Here is a 19,279-nt window from a genome sequence, read left to right on the forward strand (position 1 = left end):
GTTCCAAACTTACTGATAACTGTACAGCTATTGACCACCCGCCTCCGATAACGGAGTTTGGCGGCAAACCGCTGAATGACCATGAAACGCGAATATCGTCTCCTCACCACCCTGTTTGCCGGGCTTGCGCTGGCTCTGCTCGCCCTCGTTGGCGCGGTCAATTACCGCTCCGGCGTCGAGGACCTGTCGCGCAGCCTGTCGGATGCCGGAACCCGGCTGGCGGAAAAGCTCGCCCAGCATGAGGCGCATCTGACCGCGCTCGCCGCCGTCGTCCGCATGGCTGGACCTTCCGACAGCGTGCATGGGTTGGCGCAGGCGATTGGCTCGTTCTACCCGCGCATCGTCGAGATCGCGACCATCCGCATCGAGGGCGACACGGCGACCAAGGTCCGCTACGACCGCCCGGTGCAGACGCAATCGGACTGGCCTGACATTACAAGCCTGCCGGCACTCGCCACCCCCGGCAGCACCGCCATCCGCAGCCGGCCGGACGATCCGCGCTACGATATCTACAAGCTGGTGTCGCCGGGCACCTATCTGTTCATGACCATCGATGCGGGACGGCTGATCGCCGACGATGTCGTGCCGGAAAATGACGGCTACCGCATCTCGCTCGGCGAAAACCGGCTGATCGACCACCCCGTCGAGGCCGGTGCCTTGCTGCATGCCACCCGCAGCCTCGCCGTCAACAGCACGAGCCAGCCACTGCGGCTGGAGATGAGCCGCGGCTTTCGCGTGAGCGAACTCTTGCCCCCGATCGTGGTGCTGCCGCTGCTGCTGGCCCTTGCCGGCGCCGTCCGTTTTCTGGGGGAATATCGCCGGGCGATCCGGGCTCGGCGGCAGGAGGAACTGCGCGCCGCCCTGCTGGAGCAGGAAACCAAGCTGGCGCACGCCGGCCGCGTCAATGCGCTCGGCGAAATGGCCTCCGGCATCGCCCATGAACTGGCGCAGCCGGTTGCGGCGCTTCTCAGCCAGAGCCAGGCCGCCAAGCGCGCCATGGGGCTCGACCGTGCCGATATTCTGGAACAGGCGCTCGATGCCAATGTCCGCGAAGCCAAGCGGGCGGGCGATATTCTCGGCCGGATGCGCGCCTATATCGCCGGTGGTCCGGCGCAGATCGAGGCCGTGCCGCTGGAACGCGCCCTGACCGAGGCCCTGCGCCTTGCCGAACCCGATTTGACCCGCCGCGGCATCGGGCTCGAAACGGTCGTTTCTTCCGGCGAGCGCCTGCTGCGCATCGATGTGATCGGCTTCCAGCAGGTGATCCACAATATCCTGCGCAACGCCGCCGACGCGCTGGCAGCACAGGGCGACCCCCGCATTTCGATCCGCGCCGAAGCGGCCGGGAAACAGGCGGTGATTACCATCGCTGATAACGGCCCCGGTATTCCGGCCTCGGCATTGCCGCATATTTTCGAACCCTTCTTCACCACGAAGCCAGATGGCATGGGCCTTGGCCTGCCGCTTTCGGCGCGGCTGGTGGAAACCATGGAGGGCAGCATCGAGGCGGAAAATGCCGGCGGCGCCCGCTTCACCATCCGCCTGCCGCTGGAGGATACAAAATGATCTATCTGGTGGATGACGATGCCGCCGTGCGCGATGCGCTGTCGATGCTGCTCGCCACCTACGGCAAGGAGGTGATGACCTTCCCCGATGCCGCCCATCTGCTCGCCCATGTCGACCGGGCAAAGCCGGGCGTGCTGATCCTCGATCTCAGGCTCCCCGCCGTGTCTGGCCTGCAACTCCTCACGCAACTCTCGGCCAAGGGCGTTTCCTGGCCGGCGATCATGATCACCGGCCATGGCGATGTCGAAGCCTGCCGCCGCGCCTTCCGCGCCGGGGTGACGGATTTCCTCACCAAGCCGGTGGACGAGCATGTGCTGATGGAGGCGATCACCGCCTGCGAAGCCGCGCTTGCCGAACACCTCGCCCGCGCCGAAACGACGGCCCTGCTCGATCAGCTGACCGGCCGCGAGGCCGAGGTGATGGAGCTGGTATCGAAAGGCCTCGGCAGTAAGGAGATCGCGGCGGCGCTGACGGTTTCTGTGAGGACGGTCGACAGCCACCGCGCCGCCATCGCCGCCAAGCTCGGCACGCCCGCCGTGGCGGAGCAGACGCGGCTGTGGCTCGCCGCGCATCGGTAATCCTACCGAGACCGCTCGGTTAGCCTGCGAATACCGCCACCTGCGGCAAACCCCTATCTTGGCTTTCAGGAAATGGTTCCGCCCCTGGAGGTTTCAAATGAAGCACATCGTTCTCGCCGCCGCTCTTGCTCTCTCTGCCGCCCCGGCTTTCGCCGAAGACACCGTTTCGCTGCCGAGCATCGGCACCGATCTGGCCGTCGATCTCGCCAAGGCCGCCGTCGAAGCCTGCAAGGCTGACGGCTACAACGTCGCTGCTGCCGTCACCGACCGCTCGGGCGTCCTGATCGCGCTGGTTCGCGCTGAAAATGCCGGCGCCCACACCGCAAATGCCGCGACCGCCAAGGCCTACACCTCGGCTTCCTCGCGCAACCCGACCAGCGGCATGGCCAAGACCGTTGCCGAAAATCCGGGTGCTGCCGGCCTCGTCGATATCCCCGGCTTCCTCGTTCTGGCCGGCGGCGTGCCGGTCAAGGTCGGCAAGGCAACCATCGGCGCCATCGGCGTTGGCGGCGCTCCGGGCGGCCAGTTCGACGAAGCCTGCGCCAACAAGGCTCTTGAAGCCCAGGCCAAGCGTCTGAAATAATCCCGCAACCCACGGATATCCGTCTTGCCCGCGCGCTCCGAAGGATCGTGCGGGCTTTTCGCGTGGAGGTGACGATGAAGCGTTTTATTCTGGCAGGAGTTTTGATCATGGCGATTGGCGGCAACGGGCAGGCCTCTGTTCTGGCGGCGGTGGAGCGCGGCGATCACGCCGCCCTCGAACAGACAATCAAGGCCGGCAACAAAGTGGACGAGCGCAATGGCGACGGCCAGACGCCGTTGCTCGTCGCCGTCTGGAACGACGATATCGACGCCGCCCGCGCCCTGATTTCAGCCGGTGCCGATGTCAACGCCAAGGACAATATTCAGGACAGCCCCTATCTCGTGGCCGGCGCCCACGGCCGCATCGAAATCCTCAAGCTGATCCTCGCCAACGGCGCGGACCTCAAGAGCACCAATCGCTATGGCGGCACGGCGCTGATCCCGGCCGCCGAAAAGGGACACCCGGAAGCCGTGGACCTCTTGATCGCAGCCGGCGTCAAGCTCGATCACGTCAACCGTCTCGGCTGGACGGCGCTGCTCGAAGCCGCGATCCTCACCGATGGCGGACCGGCGGCGCAACACAGCGTGCGTTCGCTGCTGAAGGCCGGCGCCGATGCCAATATCAAGGATTTCGACGGCAAGACCGCGCTCTTCCACGCTCGCGCCCGCCGGTTGACGGAGATCGTCGCGTTGCTCGAAGCAGCCGGCGCCCGCGAATAGACGCGCTGCCATTTACAGGATCGCTAAATAAGGATATGAATTGTCCTTATTTAGCGGAAGACGTTCATGATCCTCAAAAGCCAAGTCGAATGGGCGCTGCACTGTTGCGCCGTCCTTGCCGGTCTCCCGGAGGGGCGCTATCTCTCGACCAAGGCGCTCGCCGAATTCCACGGATTGCCGAAGGAATACCTGTCGAAGGCGCTGCAGAGCCTGTCGCAGGCCAAGCTCGTCGAATCGACGCTCGGCCCGAGCGGCGGTTACCGGCTCGCCCGCCCCGCGAGCGAGGTGAGCTTCCTGGATGTGGTGGAGGCCGTCGAGGGCAAGGAGCGCAGCTTCGTCTGCAGCAATATCCGCGCCAACAATCCCTGCCGCCCGGAAGGTTTTTGCGATACCGGCCCCTGCGCCATCGCCCGCATCATGTGGGAAGCGGATGCGGCATGGCGGGCAAAGCTAAGGGGCGTGAGCCTTGCCGCCCTCATCCAGACGCTGGAACAGGAAGTCCCGCCGGCGCTCTGGCGGAGCAGCGGCGAGTGGGTGAAAAGACGGGCGGGGTGAGGATCACTTTCTCTTCTCCCCAGCGGGGAGAAGGTGGCCCGTCGGGCCGGATGAGGGGGTGTATCGGTACATTCGGAATAAGCCGCTTTACCCTCTGTCAGCTCAGCCGACATCTCCCCCTCAAGGGGAAAGATCGGGAGCAAGAGGCCAACCCCAGCCAATCTCCCCCCTTGAGGGGGAGATGCCCGACAGGGCAGAGGGGGGTAAAGCGGCTGGCTCGGAATTCTCGGAGAAGCCTTGCCTCCGCCTCGCATCACTTCAGCGGATGCACCAGCTGCTTCTCATCCGTATCGACCACGAACACCGCAAGCAGCTTTGCCGGTTCGGTCTTGCTGGCATTGGCGCTCACGGCATGCCGGTCGCCGGGCATTTCGGAAAAATTCTCCCCGGCCTTGTAGATGGCGACCGGGCCGTCGTTCACTTGGCTGCGGATCGCGCCTTCGAGCACGGTCGCATAGATGAAGGCGGAGTTCGGGTGGGTATGACCTTCGGAAAAACCGCCCGGCCCGTATTCGACCAGCACGCCCCGGATGCTCTTGCCGGGAACGTTGGGAAGCGCGTGCTCATAGACGAGCGTGACTTTGGCCGCTTCGGCGGCATGGGAGGCGCCCGCGGCGAGAAGGGATGCCGCAAACGCGGCGGCGGCGATGGCAGATATCCTGATCATGTCACGGTTCCTGTGTTTCGACGCGGCCGGCCATCCACGGGGAGGGAGGCCGCCGCGCAAGGGTTGTCGGCTACTTCAAGCCGGCCTTGTCGAGGCCGTAGAGCTTGTCGGCGGAGCCGGGCACGGACTTGAAGGAGATGGAAGCGCGGTTCCAGGCGTTGATCGCCATGATCGAGAAGGTCAGGTCGGAAATTTCCTTGTCCGAAAGCACGCTGCGCACGCGCTCGAAAAGCGCATCGGGAATGCCGCCTTCCGGCAGCTTCGTCACCGCTTCGGTCCAGGCGAGGGCGGCGCGCTCGCGCGGCTCGAACAGGTTGGATTCGTGCCAGATGGCAACGTGGTAGAGGCGCAGTTCGCTTTCGCCGTGGATCTTGGCTTCCTTGACATGCATGTCGAGGCAGAAGGCGCAGCCGTTGAGCTGCGAAGCCCGGATGTTCACGAGGTCGCGGGTCTTCACGTCGATGACGCTGTTGTTCAGGGCGGCGGCGAGTTCGGACATCTTTCTGAAAAGTTCGGGGGAAAGCTGGGCGTAGTTCAGGCGCTGGGTCATGGCTGTTCTCCGTTAATTAAGGATATTTATTATCCTTATGGATATTTAATATCCTTAATCGGAAAAATGTAAAGCCCCTTTGTCGGCGATCGTACGTTCCTGGATCTCGGGGTGGTTTTCGATGGAACCGGTCGAATACGGAAGCCGCCTGCCGTCGCTCGCCTCCGTGTTCGATGCATGGGCAGGCGCTTGGGACATCATTCTTCCAGAAAGGCCGCGATCTTTGCCAGATCGGAAACGAAGGCGGCGCGCTGGGTTCTGGCATCGTCCTTGTCGCGGATGCGCAGCAGATAGGAAGGATGGATGGTGACCAGAACGGAAGTGCCGTCTACGGCCTTCAGGATATGTCCGCGCTTTTCCATGAGGCCGATGCCGCGGCCCATCAGGGTATAGAGGGCGGTGGCGCCAAGGGCGACGATCATTTTTGGCTTCTGCAGGGCCAGTTCCCCGCCGAGCCACCACGCGCACCGCTGCACTTCGCCGGCATCGGGCCGCGCATGCAGCCGCCGCTTTCAGCGGCGCTCGAATTTGAAGTGCTTCACGGCATTGGTGATATAGCAGGCCGACCGGTCGATGCCGGCCTCTTCAAGGCATTCGTCCAGGACCCGTCCGGCAGGCCCGACAAAGGGATGTCCAGCCACATCCTCCCGGTCTCCCGGCTGCTCGCCGACGAGCATCGCCGGCGCGTGCGGCCGGCCTTCGCCGAAGACGACCTGCGTCGCCTTCCGGTAAAGGTCGCAACGCCGGCACGCCTGCGCCTCGGCATGGAACGCCGCCACCGAACCGGCGTCGGCATGTTCCTCGCGAAAGGCGGGCGGGATCTTGGCCGGCGCTGTCATGTTTCGCCGCCGGCTTGTTCCGTTCGGGGATCATTTTTGCCGGGCGAGCAGGGTGTGGTCATCTTCGATGATCTCGCGCAGCGTTTGCGTCACTTCGCTGCGACTCCAGCCGGCGCGCATGCCTTCCTCGATCAGCTGCTGGATCTTGCCTTCCAGCGCCTCGCGGCAATCGGCGGCGCGGCCGTCATAGTGGTTTTCCTGTTGCGGCGATTTTACCGGTTGCATGGGCATCTCCTCGTCAGGCCCGGAAGGGCGAGTGCGACGAAGGCTTACGAATGAAACGCCGATTTGTTCCCGAAGGCCGACGATTCACCCGATGACGGAACCATCGCTACCGCCTGCCGTTTCCTCACGAACAGGAAGGAAGAGGCCATGTCGATCAAAGATGATGCGCAATCCCCGCTGACGGAAGCCGATGCGGCGCCGTCAAAGCCGGGCCAGAAGGCAGCCAAGCCCGCCGGCTCGAAGGGTGGAAAGCCCGGCAAGCACCGCCCGCAGCCCAACAAACCCGATCCGGAAGAAGTGCAGTATCCCGGTTATTTCAAAGGCCAAGGCAGCCTTTAACCGGCCTTGAGGACAAGAGTTATACAGGCTTTCGCCTAAGTTCCATATACAACTTAACGCTCCACCGGCCTGCCGCTGCCGCTTTCAAGGCGATAGCGGCTGCCGGGATAGACGAGCCGGGCGATCGAGACGATGCCGTGCGCCGACCAGGTGCGGCGGCGGATCGTCAGGCACGGCTCGGTCTTCTGGATCGTCAGCAGCTTGCATTCCCAGGCCTGCGGCAGCGCGGCCTCGACCACATGCTCCGAACCGGTCAGCGGCGCGACGGCCGAGAGATAGGCATTGGGCGTGATCGCCATGAAATCCTGGGCAAGATAATCGGGTGCGGCATCGGGGTGCACGTGCCGGTCCTCGATCTGCACCGGCACGCCGTTTTCGCTGTGCACGACCAGAGAATGGAAAACCGGCGCACCGAGGTCGAGTTCCAGCGCATCGGCAATCTCCGGCGGCGCCGTGATTTGCGCCAGCACCACCACGGTTGCCTCGTGAATATGGCCGCGCTCGGCGATTTCGTCGGCGATGTTGCGCACCTCGAACAGGGTGGAAGCCCCCTTGCGCTCGGCTACGAACGAGCCGACACCCTGAATGCGCACCAGTTCGCCCTCGCTGGCAAGCTCGCGCAGCGCCCGGTTGGCGGTCATCTTGCTGACGCCAAGCTCCAGCACCAGCTCGTTTTCGGAGGGAACGCGGTATTTGGGCGGCCATTCGCCGCTATGAATGCGATCGAGGATCACCTGCTTGACGCCGGCATAAAGGGGGCTTGCGTCGTTTTGCGCCAGTTCACGTCGCATCTCGCCGGAACGCTTCATTGCTTGCCCCTTATTCGTCGATTAACTTATGTTGGAAACCAACTTCCTCTTGCATATCACAAATTTTTTCATATGGTACCCTATACAACTTCCCGATCACGCTTCTCATAAGAACGGACGGGCAAGCCGGCGCAGATCGGCAGGGGTAATACATCGTTTTCAAAACTGAGAGGACCAACCATGAAATTCAATGCACTTCTCCTGACGGGAGCGCTTTCGCTTGCCGCCTTTGCCGCACCGGCCGCCGCCAAGGACTGGACATCGGCGACGATCACGCTGGAAGGCGCCTATGCGCCGTGGAACATGACCAATGCCGACGGCACGCTCGGCGGCTTCGAGCCCGAGCTGGCCAAGGTGCTCTGCGAGCGCGCCAAGATCGAATGCACGCTGGTCGCTTCCGACTGGGACGGCATGATCCCGGCGCTCAACGCCGGCAAGTTCGACGTGATCATGGATGCGCTGTCGATCACCGAAGAGCGCAAGCAGATCATCGATTTCACCATTCCCTATGCCGCGACCCCGGCCGCCTTCGCAACCGCCAAGGATAGCCCGCTGGCCAACGCTGCCGGCACCGGCGCCATCGTCAAGATGACGCCCGGCCAGACCGGCGTATCCGAAATCGACGCGCTGAAGGAAGCCTTCAAGGGCAAGACCATCGGTATCCAGGCGGCGACCGTCTACGCCAAGTTCATCTACGACAATTTCGGCTCGATCGCCGAAATCCGCGAATACAAGACCGGCGCCGACCGCGACCTCGACCTGCAGAACGGTCGTATCGACCTCGGCTTCGACGATGCCGTCTATTTCAACAACGCCTTCGCATCCGCCAACGACACGCTGGCCTTCACCGGTCCGGAAATCGTAGGCCCGATCTGGGGCGCGGGCGAAGGCCTCGGTGTCCGCAAGGCCGATCCGGAACTGCGCGACAAGCTCAGCGAAGCGATCAAGTCGGCGCTTGCCGACGGAACCGTCAAGGAACTCTCCATGAAGTGGTTCAAGGTCGACGTCAGCCCGCAGGAATAAGGACTACCGTTTGGGCAGCTGCCGGCTAATCGCCGGCGGCTGCGTTCGGCTATTCCTGGCGATCGGAAAGACCCCTCCCCAACCCTCCCCACAAGGGGGAGGAAGCCCTGCGGAGCAAGCTTTGACCCCGAAGGTCCGGCACCCTCGATAAGCTCCCTCCCCCTTGTGGGGAGGGTTGGGGAGGGGTCTTTCCGCCCACGCATTCACATCCTGACGTCACAACATCCGCCACGACGGGGAACGGACGCAATGGCAACCTTGGAACTCCTGGGCTTCGGCTCGACCGGATGGGGAGCGCTGCTCCTGGTGGCGACGCTGATGACGCTGGCCGTCACGGCAACGGCGCTGGCAATCGGCGCCGTCTTCGGCGCGATCGTCGCGTCGGCAAAGCTTTCCGGCAATCTCATTCTGGTCACGCTCGGCAATATCTACACGACCGTCTTTCGCGGCGTGCCGGAACTGCTGATCATCTATCTCATCTATTTCGGCGGCTCCTCCGCCATCACCTCGATCGGTAACTGGATGGGCTATGAGGGCTTCCTCGGCCTACCGTCCTTCGCCTCCGGCGCGCTCGCCGTCGGCATCATCTCCGGTGCCTATCAGGCGGAAGTCTATCGCGGCGCCTATCTCGCCATCGCCAAGGGCGAGCTGGAGGCGGCCTCCGCCATCGGCATGTCGCGGGCGATGCGCGTGCGACGGATCATCATGCCGCAGGTGCTGCGCTTCGCCATTCCCGGCCTCGGCAACGTCTGGCAGCTCAGCCTCAAGGATTCGGCGCTGATCTCCGTCACCGGCCTTGCCGAGCTGATGCGCACCAGCCAGGTCGCAGCCGGCTCGACGCGGCAATATTTTCTGTTCTTCATCGTCGGCGGCCTGCTCTACCTCATCCTGACCAGCCTGTCGGATCGCATCTTTAACCGCGCCGAGCGGCGCGCAAACCGCAGCATGCCGGCTTCGGCCATGGGCCAGGCATAGGAGCGCCGGATGGATTTCGCCTTTCTCTTCTCCAGCATGGCAACGCTGCTTGCGGCGGTGCCGACGACGCTGATCCTGTTTTCGCTGTCGGTGCTGTGCGGCGGCCTGCTGGGGCTGTTGATCGTCACCATGCGCGTCAGCGGCAATCCGGTCCTTCGCAACTTCGCCAAGGGCTATATTTTCGTCTTCCGCGGCTCGCCGCTGATGATCCAGATGTTCCTGGTGTTTTACGGCCTCGGCCAGTTCGGCTTCATCCGCTATTCCTTCCTCTGGCCGTTCCTGCGCGAGCCGATGGTCTGCGCCATCCTGTCCTTGGCGCTCTGCACGGCGGGCTATAGTGCGGAAATCTTCCGCAGCGGCATCCGCGCGGTGTCGCCGAAGGAAATCGAAGCGGGCCGCGCCATCGGCATGTCCGGCTTCCTGCTGGTGCGCCGCATCATCGCGCCCATCGCCTTCCGTCATGCGCTGCCGGCCTATTCGACCGAAATCGTGCTGATGATGAAGTCGACGGCGCTCGCCAGCCTCGTTACCGTCTGGGAAGTGACCGGCGTCGCCCAGCGGCTGATCTCCCAGACCTATCGCACCATGGAAGTCTTCCTCTGTGCGGCGGTCATCTATCTCGTTTTGAATTTCATCATCCTGCAGGCCATGGCCCTGCTTGAATATTCGCTTTCCCGCCATCGCCGCCCCGCCCCCTCGGCCGCTTAAGGATTGGAGCACCCATGCCCGGCGTTACACGACTTTCGGTTCGCAATATCCGCAAGAGCTTTGGCACCCACGAGGTTCTGCGCGGCATCTCGCTCGATGCGCAGGATGGTGATGTCATCTCGCTGCTCGGGGCCTCCGGCTCCGGCAAGTCCACCTTCCTGCGCTGCATCAATCTGCTGGAAACCGCGACCGACGGCGATATCTTCGTCGATGGCGAGCAGATCCGTATGGTCCACAAGAACGGCAGGAGCCATCCTGCCAGCCAGAAGCAGGTCGATCATATCCGCTCCGAACTCGGCATGGTGTTTCAGAGTTTCAATCTCTGGTCCCACATGACCATCCTCGAAAACATCATCGAGGGGCCGATGCACGTACTGAAGCGCCCGAAGGCGGAGTGCATCGCCGAAGCCGAAGCGCTGCTTGAAAAGGTCGGCATCGCCGGCAAGCGTGATGCCTATCCCGCCCATCTGTCCGGCGGCCAGCAGCAGCGCGTGGCGATTGCCCGCGCGCTCGCCATGAAACCGAAGGTGATGTTGTTCGACGAGCCAACCTCGGCGCTCGACCCGGAACTGGTCGGCGAAGTGCTGCGCGTCATGCGGGCGCTCGCCGAAGAAGGCATGACCATGCTGGTCGTCACCCACGAAATGAGCTTTGCCCGCAATGTCTCCAACCGGGTGGTCTTCATGAAAGAAGGTCTGGTCGAAAGCAGCGGCGCGCCGGAAGATATGTTCGGCAGCGGCGCAAGCCCGGCCTTCCGCCAGTTCATCGGAAATTTCGGAAACGGCCAATGAGCATCACTCTTGAAAAAGGCCTTTCCTGGCGAGACGTCGCCGATGTCGGGAAAGGGGAGGCGCTTGCGCTTTCGGATGCCGCCTGGTCGCGGGTCGAGACGGCAAGCCGCATCGTCGAACGCCTCGTCGAGACCGGCGTTCGGGCCTACGGCATCAACACCGGCGTCGGCGCGCTGTCGGATACGGTCATCGACCGCGCCTCCCAGAGCCGGCTGTCGCGCAATATCATCCTCAGCCACGCCTGCGGCGTCGGCCCGCTCTTGCCGGCCGGCTCCGTGCGCTCGATCATCGCCGCCCAGATCGCCAATTTCGCCCACGGCCATTCCGGCGTGCGGCCGCAGATCATCCGTCATCTCACCGCCTTTCTGGAGCAGGATTGCATCCCGGATGTGCCCTCGCGCGGCTCGGCCGGCTATCTCACCCACAATGCCCACACGGCGCTGGTGCTGATCGGCGAAGGCAGCGCCACGGTGAAGGGCAAGCGCATGACCGGCCGCGAGGCGCTGGCCGCCATCGGCCTTGAACCGCTGGTGCTCGGCGCCAAGGAGGGCTTGAGCCTCGTTAACGGCACCGCCTGCGCCACCGGCCTTTCCGCCCTTGCTTTGGCACGGGCTGAACGCATCCTCGACTGGGCCGATGCCATCGCGCCTCTGACGCTGGAAGCTGTTGGCTGCCAGATGGCCGCGTTCGACGAAGCCGTGCTGGCGCTGCGCCCATCACCGGGCATCGCCAAGGTCGGCGCGCGGCTGCGCGCCCGCTTGCAGGGCAGCGGCCTGATCGCTGCCGCCATCGGCAAGCGCACGCAGGATGCGCTCAGCCTGCGCTCCGTTCCCCACGCCCATGGCGCGGCCTGGGATGTATTCGAACAATCCGCCGTCGTTGTCGACCGCGAGCTTGCCTCCGTCACCGACAACCCCGCCGTCTCCGGCACGCCGGAAGCGCCTGTCGTGTCTTCGGAAGCCCACGCGGTTGCCCCGGCGCTGGCCTTGGCAGTCGATAGCCTCGCCATCGCCATCGCCCAGATCGCGGCCATGAGCGAACGGCGCATGGACCGGCTGGTCAACCCGCTGGTCAGCGGCCTGCCGCCGTTCCTTGCCAGCGATGCCGGCAGCCATTCCGGCTTCATGATCGCGCAGTACACCGCAGCCGCCCTTGCCAACGACAACCGCCGCCTTGCCGCACCGGCTTCGCTCGATGGCGGCGTCACCTCGGGTCTGCAGGAGGATTTCCTCGCCCATCCGACGGCCGCGGCCAACAAGCTGCTGTCGATCCTCGACAATGCCGAATACATCCTCGCCATCGAGCTGATGGCGGCGGCGCAGGCGCAGGATGTGATCGCCGCCTCCGCCACAAGGGCGCGCGGCACGGACGCCATCCAGAGACTGGTGCGCTCGCGGGTTTCCCATTATGACGATGACCGGCCGCTTCATGCGGATATGGAAACCTTGCGCCGGCTGATCGCCGAACACGCGCCACCGGAAATCGATCATGTCTGAAACCTTCGATCTTGCCGTCATCGGCCTCGGCGCCATGGGTAGTGCTGCGCTCTCTTTCGCCGCCGCCCGCGGCGTCAAGGCGATCGGCATCGAAGCCCACTACCCCGCCCATGCCCTTAGTTCGTCCCATGGCGACAGCCGGCTGATCCGGCTCGGCTACTTCGAAGACCCGTCCTATGTGCCGCTGTTGCAGCGCGCCTATGAAAACTGGCGCAGGCTGGAGGCCCGGCTGCGCGCTGATATCCTGACGGTGACCGGCGTGCTGCAGATCGGCTCCCCCGACAGCAAGATCGTCAGCGGCACCCGCGCCTCCTGCGATCTACATGGCCTCGCCCACGAAATCCTCGACCCGGAAGCGATGGCACGGCGTTACCCGGCCTTCGTGCTGGATGAGGATGAGATCGGCCTGCTCGATCCGCAGGGCGGTTATATCCGGCCGGAAGCTGCGGTCATGGGCTACCTGAAGCTCGCCGCGGAAGAGGGTGCCGCCCTGCATTTCGGCGAGAAGGTCACGGCTATCGAGCCCGACGATGCCGGCGTGACGGTCGTATCCGACACCGGCCGCTACCGGGCGAAGAAGGTGATCGTCGCCACCGGCGCCTGGGTGGCGGAGCTGGTGCCGCAACTCGTGCCTTACGCCGTGCCGATCCGTCAGGTGGTGGCGTGGTATCAGCCGCAGGATGGCTTTGTCGCCCAGCCGCAGCGCATGCCCTGCTTCATCCGGGACAATCGCGAAGGCGGTTCCTTCTTCGGCTTTCCGGCCATCGGCATCGATGGCGTCAAGATCGGCCGCCACGCCCATTTCCGCGAGCCGATCGATCCGAAATTGCCAAACCCGCCGGTCAATGACGCCGACACGGCGCTGCTCGACGATTTCGCCCGCCGCCGCCTGCCGCTGGCCGCATGGCAGCGGGCGCGGGCGACGACCTGCCGCTACACCATGCTGCCGAGCGAGGACTTTTTGCTCGATTTCATGCCGGGTGCTGCAAATGTCGTGGTGTCTTCGGCCTGCTCCGGCCACGGTTTCAAGTTCACCAGCGTCATCGGCGAAATCCTCTCCGATCTGGCGCTTGACGGCGGCAGCCGCCTGCCGACAGGATTGTTTTCCTTCGAGCGGCATTTCGGAGCGGGAGCGGCGGGCTGAAGACGTCACAAAAGCTTCATAGAGCCTTCCTATACGCTTTGATGAGGAAAATCGCCCGGCCGGGCGCAGCGACGGATGGGGCCGATGTTTGACGACAATCACCTGAACCGCATCAAGGCGGAGATCGCCGACAGCTTCGACGAGGAGCTGGAGTTGCAGATCGAGGAGGAGCGGCTGGACGACCTCATCGCCGAGGGCATGTCCGGCCCCGCGCCGCAGACGCTGGAGCGCCGCGTCTATTTCCGCGAGCTGTTCCGCCTGCAGCACGAGTTGGTCAAGCTGCAGGACTGGGTGCAGTACAAGAAGCTGAAGGTGGTGGTGCTGTTCGAGGGCCGCGATTCCGCCGGCAAGGGCGGCGCCATCAAGCGCGTCACCCAGCGGCTCAATCCGCGCGTCTGCCGCGTCGTGGCGCTGCCGGCGCCGACCGAGCGCGAGCGCAATCAATGGTATTTCCAGCGCTACACGCCGCATCTGCCGACGGCGGGCGAAATGGTGCTGTTCGACCGCTCCTGGTACAACCGCGCCGGTGTCGAGCGCGTCATGGGCTTTTGCACCAAGGACGAGCTGGAGGAGTTCTTCCGCTCGGTGCCGGAATTCGAGCGCATGCTGGTGCGCTCCGGCATCATCCTGATCAAATACTGGTTCTCGATCACCGACGAGGAGCAGGAATTTCGCTTTCGCATGCGCATCCACGATCCGCTGAAGCAGTGGAAGCTTTCGCCGATGGACCTCGAAAGCCGGGTGCATTGGGAAGACTATACCAAGGCCAAGGAAGACATGCTGGCCCGCACCCACATCCCGGAAGCGCCGTGGTGGATCGTCGAGGCCGTCGACAAGAAGAAGGCGCGGCTGAACTGCATCGCCCATCTGCTGGCGCAGGTGCCCTATGAGGATGTGCCGAAGGAAGCGATAGACCTGCCGCAGCGCGTGCGCCACGACGATTATATCCGTCATGAGCCGCCGGACGAGATGTATGTGCCGGAAGTGTATTGAGGGCTGTTGAAGACCCCTCAGCGCCCCCGTCGCCCATCGAAAAACAGCAGCATCCCGATCCCCGTCAGCCCGGCCACCGCGCCAATGATCGCCGTGCCCGAATAGCTGCTGACCGCCGTTCCGAGCGCAAACAGAAGCGCACTCAAGCCGGCGCTGACGAAGATGTTGATCGAAATCAGCGAGCTGCCGAGCCCCGGCCGGTCGGCGATGAGATCCTGCAGGTAGGTGATCGGAATGCTGATCAGCGCCGCCGCCCCAAGCCCGCTGATCACCGTCAGCGCATAAAGATGCCAGGGCGCCGAGGCGAAGCCGAGCAGCAGCAGGTAGATCACATAGAGGATGGTGCCGGCGGCCAGCGCCGCGATGGGGGGCATGGATTTCTGCAGCCAGCCCCAGAAAACGATGAAAATCACCTCCAACAACGCCACGATGCCGACGAGAACGCCGATATCGGAGACCGCGCCGTTTGCCGCGCCGGTGGTGATCAGCGGCAGCACGGCGGCGTTGACATGCAGCGTGCTGGTGATCAGCGCCACGGCCAGCACGCGCACGAAAACCTTTGGCGAGACGACCGCGCCGAGCGCGGCGAGATGGGAAAGATGCGGCGCGGCCGGCGCATCGGCCTTGGTCTGGCGCGGCAGATAGGCGGCGATCAGCGCCAGACAGGCAACGCAGGCGAGGCTTGCGAAGAGATAGGCCGGCAGCATGCTCGCCGAGCGGGCCAGCAACGCGCCGGTAATGCCGGGCACCAGCACCCAGGAGAGCGAGATCATCGCGCGGACGCCGGAATTGACATTGGCGATATCGTCGCGCGGCATGCCGCGGGTCACGGCGCGCACATTGGCAAACAGCAGCGAATTCAGTGCGCCATAGATCGGCAGGAAGAGCAGGATGGCGACGACGAAGGTCGCCTGCGCCGGAAAGATATAGACCGCGCCGTAGCCGACGATGCCGAAGAACGGCACGATCAGCAGCATGGTGCGGTAATTGCCGATCCGGTCGGCAACATTGCCGAGCAGCACGCTGACGACGACATTGACGCCGGCGGCCAGGAAGATCAGCGCCGAATAGACGATGTCGCTGAGCCCCAGTTCGCGAATGCCGACGACGGACTGATAGGGCGAGGTCGCAGCCCCGGCAAAACCGAAGGCGAAGATCGCGAACATGCTGACCCGGATCGTCGGGTCGCGGAAAACGTCGGGAATAAAACGGGTCATGGGACTATCGAAAAGCGACCGCTATCGCGGCGCGAGGGAATGCCTGCCAAAACGTGGGCACGATTGTTCGCGCCCACGCTTAAAGTTTGATGCTTGTCTCTGCCTGTCGCGCGTGCGCGGCAGGGCCTAGCGGTTTTGCCAGCGGGCCGAAAGGCGGGCTTGCGGCGTGTAGGCGAAATCGCGGTCGAAGGGGAAGGCTGGGCGCTGGCGGCGCTTGCTCACCAGCCCTTCGATATCCTGATCGACCACACCTTGCGTCAGCGCCATCAGGTTCGGATTGGCGATGGGCGCGAGGTCCGGCGAGAGATAGCCGGATTTGACGACGAGCAGCGGCACTGTGTGCGGATCGAGCCCGAGCCGGGTGAAATCCGGGATATTGTGATAGGGCCGGCGGCGCGCGGCGAGAACGACGGTGATGCCGCCGATCAGGATCACCGCCTGCCGTTCCGCCGCCGCGCCGGGATCGTCGAGCAGCAAAACCTCCGCCTCGCCCTTCGCCGGCGTGCTCGATGGATCGAGCGTGCCGCCGATGGAAAGCGAAAGTCGCGCGCCCTTGCCGGCGGCGAAGCAGGCTTCGACGGCCGGGCGGTCGGTGATGCCGGCGATCAGCGCGCTGGCGAAGCCGCCATGCGCAAGGAGCGCGTTCAGCACATCGGCGCGGTCGCCGACACCGCCGCCGGTCGGGTTGTCGGCGGAATCTGCGAGAATGACGGGCCGGGTTTCGGCCTTGGCCGCGATTACGAGCATATCGTCGAGCGGACCGGTCACCGGGCCGAAGGCGCAGGCTTCGCGGACATTCCAGTAGGAGAGGGCGATTTCCTCGGCGGCCTTGGCCGCGGCGGCCTTGTCCGTCCCGGTCACCACGGCGCAGGCCGTGGCGCGGGGCTCGTCGGCCCAGACGTAACCGATCATCAGGTTGGCATCGAGGACGCCGTCGCGGGCGTCGAAGCCGGGCAGCGCATCATAGAGGCCGCTGACGGGCTGGTCTTCCGTCGAGGTCTTTTCGCCCGGCAGCAGCACCGGGATCGGCGCCCAGGCGACGCCGGGAAGGGGTGCGCCCTTCAGCACCTCGACCAGCCGCGACCATGCCCGCACCATGGTTTCGCGCACGTCGATATGCGGCGCGGTGCGATAGCCGGCGAAGATATCGAGCTGGTCGATGATTTTCTGGCTGACATTGCCGTGCAGGTCGTAGCTGGCGGCAACCGGGCAATCCGGGCCGACGACGGCGCGGGCGGCGGAAATCCAGTCGCCCTCGGCATCGTCCATGCCCTCGACATTCATCGCGCCGTGCATGGCGAGATAAAGACCGTCGAAGGGCAGGGCGGCTTGCAGGCGTTCCAGAAATTCGGCCTTGAAGGCCTCATAGGCGGCGCGGGAGACCGGGCCGCCCGGCACGGCGCGGGCATGAAGCAGCGGAATGTGCTCGATACCGTCCGCCTTAAGGAAATCGAAATATTCGGCGGCAAGCAGGTCGTCGTCCCTGAGCACGCGAAAATCCTCGACGCTCATCAGCACCGGCGAATAGGTGCTGCATTCCGTATGGATACCACCGACGGCGATACGCATCGTCATTCTCCTAAAGAACGGGTGTCAGGCGGACGATGGCGGCGAAGCGCTGCCAGTCCTTGTTCGCCTTCGGGGTCCAGGCGGCTTCGGCAATCGCCGGCAGGCGCGGGAAGACGAGGCGGTTGAAGTAGCCACGCGACAGGAAGTGCTCGCACCAGATGCAGGCCTGCACGCCCTTCATGCGATCCTTGAGATCATCAGGGAAATCGCCTTCGGCATCGTAGGTATAGGTATGAACAGGCGGCACGGTGCCCGCCCAGCTCGCGCCCGGCTCCTGGAAGGCTTCGGCCTGCACCATGTCGAGATAATAGGCCTGTCCGGGGCTCATGACGACGTCATAGCCGCTGCGGGCCAGCTCCATGCCGACCTCGGGCTTCTCCCAGGCGATGAGCAGCGAATCCTTCGGATCGACGCCGCCGCCATGGGCGACCTCGTTCCAGCCGGCAAGCTTGCGGCCGCGCGCCGTCAGCATCGCCTTGATGCGCTTCAGGAAATAGGACTGCAGGGCGAAGGTGCCGGAAATGCCTTCCCTGTCCATCAGCTTCTTGGCGAGCGGCGAGGCAAGCCACGAACCGTTCGCCACCTCGTCGCCGCCGATGTGGATATAAGAGGAGGGGAACAGCTCGACCATCTCGTCGAACACCTTTTCGAGGAAGGTGTAGGTGAGTTCGATGGCCGGGTTCAGCGCGTTGTTGGGATAGCCCTGTACCGAGCGATAGCTTTCCGGGGCTTCCTGACCGTCCGACAGCTCCGGCAGGGCGGCAAGGGTCGCGGTGCTGTGGCCGGGAATGTCGATTTCCGGGATGACCTCGACGCCGAGGCTGTCGGCATGGGCGACGATGGCGCGCACGTCGTCCTGCGAATAGAAGCCGCCGACAGGCGTTGCGCCGTTGCCGAGCTGCGGCAGCAGCGGCTCGTCCGGGCCGCGCAGCACGCCGGTCGTCGTCAATTGCGGATAGGCCTTGATTTCCAGACGCCAGGCTTCGTCATCGGTCAGATGCCAGTGGAAGATGTTCATCTTGAACCAGGCGAGGATATCGATCAGCCTGTTGATGTCTGCAGCCGGGTAGAACTGGCGGGAAACATCGAGATGGCAGCCGCGCCAGCCGTAGCGCGGCTTGTCGGAGATCGAGCCGGAAACCGGGAAGCGGAACAGGTCCGGCTTGCTGCGCGCGCCTTCGAGAAGCTGGGCGAGCGAGGTCAGGCCATAGCGGCGGCCGGAGGCATCGGCGTAAGCGAGCACGATGGTCTCGCCGGAGAAATCCAGCCGGTAGCCTTCCTTGGCGATGCCTGCATCCTGCCGGAAGGTGATGGTGCGGCCCTGCGGCGAAGGCTTGAGGTTGAAGGGCGCGTGGCTGCTTTCGAACAGCCGGTGGAACAGGGCCAGCACGGTCGAGACCGCGCGGATATCCTCCGGCGAAGAGCCCGGAGCCGGCGAAAGCACGACGGGGAAACCTTCGCCGGGCTTGGCATCGATTTCGGCCGGCCAGGGCTGCAGCGCAAACGGCAGGTCGAGCTTGCCTTCCGGCAAAAGCACCGGCGGCGGCTCGTTGACGGCGCCTTCGAGCAGCAGGTCGGAAACCGCGACATCGACATGGCGGCCATCCGACAGCGTCAGATAGGCGGATTTGGCGCCATCGGTGCAGTGCTTGGCGGTGCGGTGCAGGCCGCTGACGGTGAAGGTCCAGCCTTCGCCCGGCTGTAGCACCAGCCCGGCCGGCGGGCCGAATTCATGGAAATTGGCGTTGCGGCGCAGGAACACCGCGTTTTCGCAGGCCTCGGGATCGATCACCCGCGTCAGTGAGGTATAGACCAGCTTGAAGCCGGAAAGGGCCGCATCCGAGACGTTGAACAGCGTGAAGGTGAAGCGGCCGAACGGCCCGCCATCCGGTTGCCAAGTGGTTTCCAGGCGATAGGGGGAGGTGGTCATGTC

Annotated in this window: 20 protein-coding genes and 1 pseudogene; 13 read left to right on the top strand and 8 right to left on the bottom strand. The window is 64.3% G+C overall.

Annotated elements, in window-relative coordinates:
• Window positions 1-75: 75 nt before the first annotated feature.
• The 5 genes from ASC86_RS22725 to ASC86_RS22745 all read left to right on the top strand — a co-directional run bounded on the left by ASC86_RS22725 (window position 76) and on the right by ASC86_RS22745 (window position 4,001).
• Entirely contained in the window at window positions 76-1,566 is a 1,491-nt protein-coding gene (locus tag ASC86_RS22725; protein WP_056326725.1) for an ATP-binding protein, read from the top strand.
• Window positions 1,563-2,144, top strand: a complete 582-nt coding sequence (locus tag ASC86_RS22730; RefSeq protein ID WP_056326727.1) for a response regulator — start codon at window positions 1,563-1,565, stop codon at window positions 2,142-2,144. Before ASC86_RS22725 ends, ASC86_RS22730 begins: the two co-directional genes overlap by 4 nt.
• Window positions 2,145-2,241: 97 nt before the next feature.
• Window positions 2,242-2,727 (top strand): heme-binding protein, encoded by a 486-nt coding sequence (locus ASC86_RS22735; protein WP_056326729.1) that lies wholly within the window; start codon window positions 2,242-2,244, stop codon window positions 2,725-2,727.
• A 74-nt stretch (window positions 2,728-2,801) separates the two neighbouring features.
• Window positions 2,802-3,446, top strand: coding sequence for an ankyrin repeat domain-containing protein (locus ASC86_RS22740; RefSeq protein WP_056326731.1), 645 nt, complete (start codon window positions 2,802-2,804; stop codon window positions 3,444-3,446).
• Window positions 3,447-3,512: 66 nt separating this feature from the next.
• Window positions 3,513-4,001 carry an Rrf2 family transcriptional regulator gene (locus ASC86_RS22745; protein ID WP_056326733.1) on the top strand — a complete coding sequence of 163 codons (489 nt, stop codon included), beginning with the start codon at window positions 3,513-3,515 and terminating at the stop codon, window positions 3,999-4,001.
• A 253-nt stretch (window positions 4,002-4,254) separates the two neighbouring features.
• On the opposite strand, the gene ASC86_RS22750 is transcribed toward ASC86_RS22745, so the two are convergent.
• From ASC86_RS22750 to ASC86_RS22765, 4 genes and pseudogenes are all read right to left on the bottom strand, one after another.
• A complete protein-coding gene (locus ASC86_RS22750) occupies window positions 4,255-4,668 on the bottom strand; it encodes a cupin domain-containing protein (RefSeq protein ID WP_056326735.1) in 414 nt (137 codons plus the stop codon).
• A gap of 70 nt (window positions 4,669-4,738) precedes the next feature.
• The gene (locus ASC86_RS22755) at window positions 4,739-5,218 is read right to left on the bottom strand and encodes a carboxymuconolactone decarboxylase family protein (protein WP_056326737.1); all 480 of its coding nucleotides are present in this window, start codon (window positions 5,216-5,218) and stop codon (window positions 4,739-4,741) included.
• Window positions 5,219-5,415: 197 nt separating this feature from the next.
• A pseudogene (locus ASC86_RS22760) lies at window positions 5,416-6,057 on the bottom strand (UdgX family uracil-DNA binding protein).
• A 30-nt stretch (window positions 6,058-6,087) separates the two neighbouring features.
• Window positions 6,088-6,282, bottom strand: a complete 195-nt coding sequence (locus ASC86_RS22765; protein ID WP_056326738.1) for a hypothetical protein — start codon at window positions 6,280-6,282, stop codon at window positions 6,088-6,090.
• Between the two features lie 147 nt (window positions 6,283-6,429).
• Here ASC86_RS22765 and ASC86_RS22770 point away from each other — a divergent pair, with 147 nt between their 5' ends.
• Complete coding sequence (locus tag ASC86_RS22770; RefSeq protein WP_156387169.1) at window positions 6,430-6,621, top strand: hypothetical protein; 192 nt, start codon at window positions 6,430-6,432, stop codon at window positions 6,619-6,621.
• A gap of 53 nt (window positions 6,622-6,674) precedes the next feature.
• Here the strand turns inward: ASC86_RS22770 and hutC are convergent, their stop codons facing one another.
• On the bottom strand, window positions 6,675-7,430 hold the full coding sequence (gene hutC / locus ASC86_RS22775; RefSeq protein WP_056326742.1) for a histidine utilization repressor: 756 nt from the start codon (window positions 7,428-7,430) through the stop codon (window positions 6,675-6,677).
• Between the two features lie 180 nt (window positions 7,431-7,610).
• On the opposite strand from hutC, the gene ASC86_RS22780 reads away from it, so the two are divergent.
• The 7 genes from ASC86_RS22780 (at window position 7,611) to ppk2 (ending at window position 14,560) form a co-directional block, all read left to right on the top strand.
• Complete coding sequence (locus tag ASC86_RS22780) at window positions 7,611-8,453, top strand: transporter substrate-binding domain-containing protein (RefSeq protein ID WP_056326744.1); 843 nt, start codon at window positions 7,611-7,613, stop codon at window positions 8,451-8,453.
• A gap of 249 nt (window positions 8,454-8,702) precedes the next feature.
• On the top strand, window positions 8,703-9,428 hold the full coding sequence (locus ASC86_RS22785) for an ABC transporter permease subunit (protein WP_056326746.1): 726 nt from the start codon (window positions 8,703-8,705) through the stop codon (window positions 9,426-9,428).
• Between the two features lie 9 nt (window positions 9,429-9,437).
• The gene (locus tag ASC86_RS22790; protein ID WP_056326748.1) at window positions 9,438-10,136 is read left to right on the top strand and encodes an ABC transporter permease subunit; all 699 of its coding nucleotides are present in this window, start codon (window positions 9,438-9,440) and stop codon (window positions 10,134-10,136) included.
• Between the two features lie 14 nt (window positions 10,137-10,150).
• Entirely contained in the window at window positions 10,151-10,927 is a 777-nt protein-coding gene (locus tag ASC86_RS22795) for an ATP-binding cassette domain-containing protein (RefSeq protein WP_056326751.1), read from the top strand.
• Window positions 10,924-12,423, top strand: a complete 1,500-nt coding sequence (gene hutH / locus ASC86_RS22800; protein WP_056326753.1) for a histidine ammonia-lyase — start codon at window positions 10,924-10,926, stop codon at window positions 12,421-12,423. The genes ASC86_RS22795 and hutH overlap by 4 nt, the downstream gene beginning before the upstream one ends.
• On the top strand, window positions 12,416-13,567 hold the full coding sequence (solA, locus tag ASC86_RS22805) for an N-methyl-L-tryptophan oxidase (protein ID WP_056326755.1): 1,152 nt from the start codon (window positions 12,416-12,418) through the stop codon (window positions 13,565-13,567). Before hutH ends, solA begins: the two co-directional genes overlap by 8 nt.
• 84 nt (window positions 13,568-13,651) lie before the next feature.
• A complete protein-coding gene (gene ppk2, locus ASC86_RS22810) occupies window positions 13,652-14,560 on the top strand; it encodes a polyphosphate kinase 2 (protein ID WP_056326946.1) in 909 nt (302 codons plus the stop codon).
• Between the two features lie 17 nt (window positions 14,561-14,577).
• Here the strand turns inward: ppk2 and ASC86_RS22815 are convergent, their stop codons facing one another.
• The 3 genes from ASC86_RS22815 to ASC86_RS22825 form a co-directional block, all read right to left on the bottom strand.
• The gene (locus ASC86_RS22815) at window positions 14,578-15,777 is read right to left on the bottom strand and encodes an MFS transporter (RefSeq protein ID WP_056326757.1); all 1,200 of its coding nucleotides are present in this window, start codon (window positions 15,775-15,777) and stop codon (window positions 14,578-14,580) included.
• A 126-nt stretch (window positions 15,778-15,903) separates the two neighbouring features.
• On the bottom strand, window positions 15,904-17,346 hold the full coding sequence (locus ASC86_RS22820; protein WP_056326759.1) for a M81 family metallopeptidase: 1,443 nt from the start codon (window positions 17,344-17,346) through the stop codon (window positions 15,904-15,906).
• Window positions 17,347-17,356: 10 nt separating this feature from the next.
• Window positions 17,357-19,276, bottom strand: coding sequence for a beta-N-acetylhexosaminidase (locus tag ASC86_RS22825; RefSeq protein ID WP_056326761.1), 1,920 nt, complete (start codon window positions 19,274-19,276; stop codon window positions 17,357-17,359).
• Between the last annotated feature and the right edge of the window lie 3 nt (window positions 19,277-19,279).

It is taken from the genome of Rhizobium sp. Root1212 (assembly GCF_001424985.1).
Classification (GTDB): Bacteria; Pseudomonadota; Alphaproteobacteria; order Rhizobiales; family Rhizobiaceae; genus Pararhizobium.

Excerpts from the sequence above, each read along its gene's own strand:
- ASC86_RS22765 (WP_056326738.1), bottom strand. The coding sequence starts at position 6,282 with ATGCAACCGGTAAAATCGCCGCAACAGGAAAACCACTATGACGGCCGC.
- ASC86_RS22820 (WP_056326759.1), bottom strand. The coding sequence starts at position 17,346 with ATGCGTATCGCCGTCGGTGGTATCCATACGGAATGCAGCACCTATTCG.
- ppk2 (WP_056326946.1), top strand. The coding sequence starts at position 13,652 with ATGTTTGACGACAATCACCTGAACCGCATCAAGGCGGAGATCGCCGAC.
- ASC86_RS22725 (WP_056326725.1), top strand. The coding sequence starts at position 76 with ATGACCATGAAACGCGAATATCGTCTCCTCACCACCCTGTTTGCCGGG.
- ASC86_RS22740 (WP_056326731.1), top strand. The coding sequence starts at position 2,802 with ATGAAGCGTTTTATTCTGGCAGGAGTTTTGATCATGGCGATTGGCGGC.
- ASC86_RS22790 (WP_056326748.1), top strand. The coding sequence starts at position 9,438 with ATGGATTTCGCCTTTCTCTTCTCCAGCATGGCAACGCTGCTTGCGGCG.
- ASC86_RS22745 (WP_056326733.1), top strand. The coding sequence starts at position 3,513 with ATGATCCTCAAAAGCCAAGTCGAATGGGCGCTGCACTGTTGCGCCGTC.
- solA (WP_056326755.1), top strand. The coding sequence starts at position 12,416 with ATGTCTGAAACCTTCGATCTTGCCGTCATCGGCCTCGGCGCCATGGGT.
- ASC86_RS22815 (WP_056326757.1), bottom strand. The coding sequence starts at position 15,777 with ATGACCCGTTTTATTCCCGACGTTTTCCGCGACCCGACGATCCGGGTC.
- hutC (WP_056326742.1), bottom strand. The coding sequence starts at position 7,430 with ATGAAGCGTTCCGGCGAGATGCGACGTGAACTGGCGCAAAACGACGCA.
- ASC86_RS22755 (WP_056326737.1), bottom strand. The coding sequence starts at position 5,218 with ATGACCCAGCGCCTGAACTACGCCCAGCTTTCCCCCGAACTTTTCAGA.
- ASC86_RS22780 (WP_056326744.1), top strand. The coding sequence starts at position 7,611 with ATGAAATTCAATGCACTTCTCCTGACGGGAGCGCTTTCGCTTGCCGCC.
- ASC86_RS22730 (WP_056326727.1), top strand. The coding sequence starts at position 1,563 with ATGATCTATCTGGTGGATGACGATGCCGCCGTGCGCGATGCGCTGTCG.
- ASC86_RS22770 (WP_156387169.1), top strand. The coding sequence starts at position 6,430 with ATGTCGATCAAAGATGATGCGCAATCCCCGCTGACGGAAGCCGATGCG.
- ASC86_RS22825 (WP_056326761.1), bottom strand. The coding sequence starts at position 19,276 with ATGACCACCTCCCCCTATCGCCTGGAAACCACTTGGCAACCGGATGGC.
- ASC86_RS22750 (WP_056326735.1), bottom strand. The coding sequence starts at position 4,668 with ATGATCAGGATATCTGCCATCGCCGCCGCCGCGTTTGCGGCATCCCTT.
- ASC86_RS22785 (WP_056326746.1), top strand. The coding sequence starts at position 8,703 with ATGGCAACCTTGGAACTCCTGGGCTTCGGCTCGACCGGATGGGGAGCG.
- ASC86_RS22735 (WP_056326729.1), top strand. The coding sequence starts at position 2,242 with ATGAAGCACATCGTTCTCGCCGCCGCTCTTGCTCTCTCTGCCGCCCCG.
- hutH (WP_056326753.1), top strand. The coding sequence starts at position 10,924 with ATGAGCATCACTCTTGAAAAAGGCCTTTCCTGGCGAGACGTCGCCGAT.
- ASC86_RS22795 (WP_056326751.1), top strand. The coding sequence starts at position 10,151 with ATGCCCGGCGTTACACGACTTTCGGTTCGCAATATCCGCAAGAGCTTT.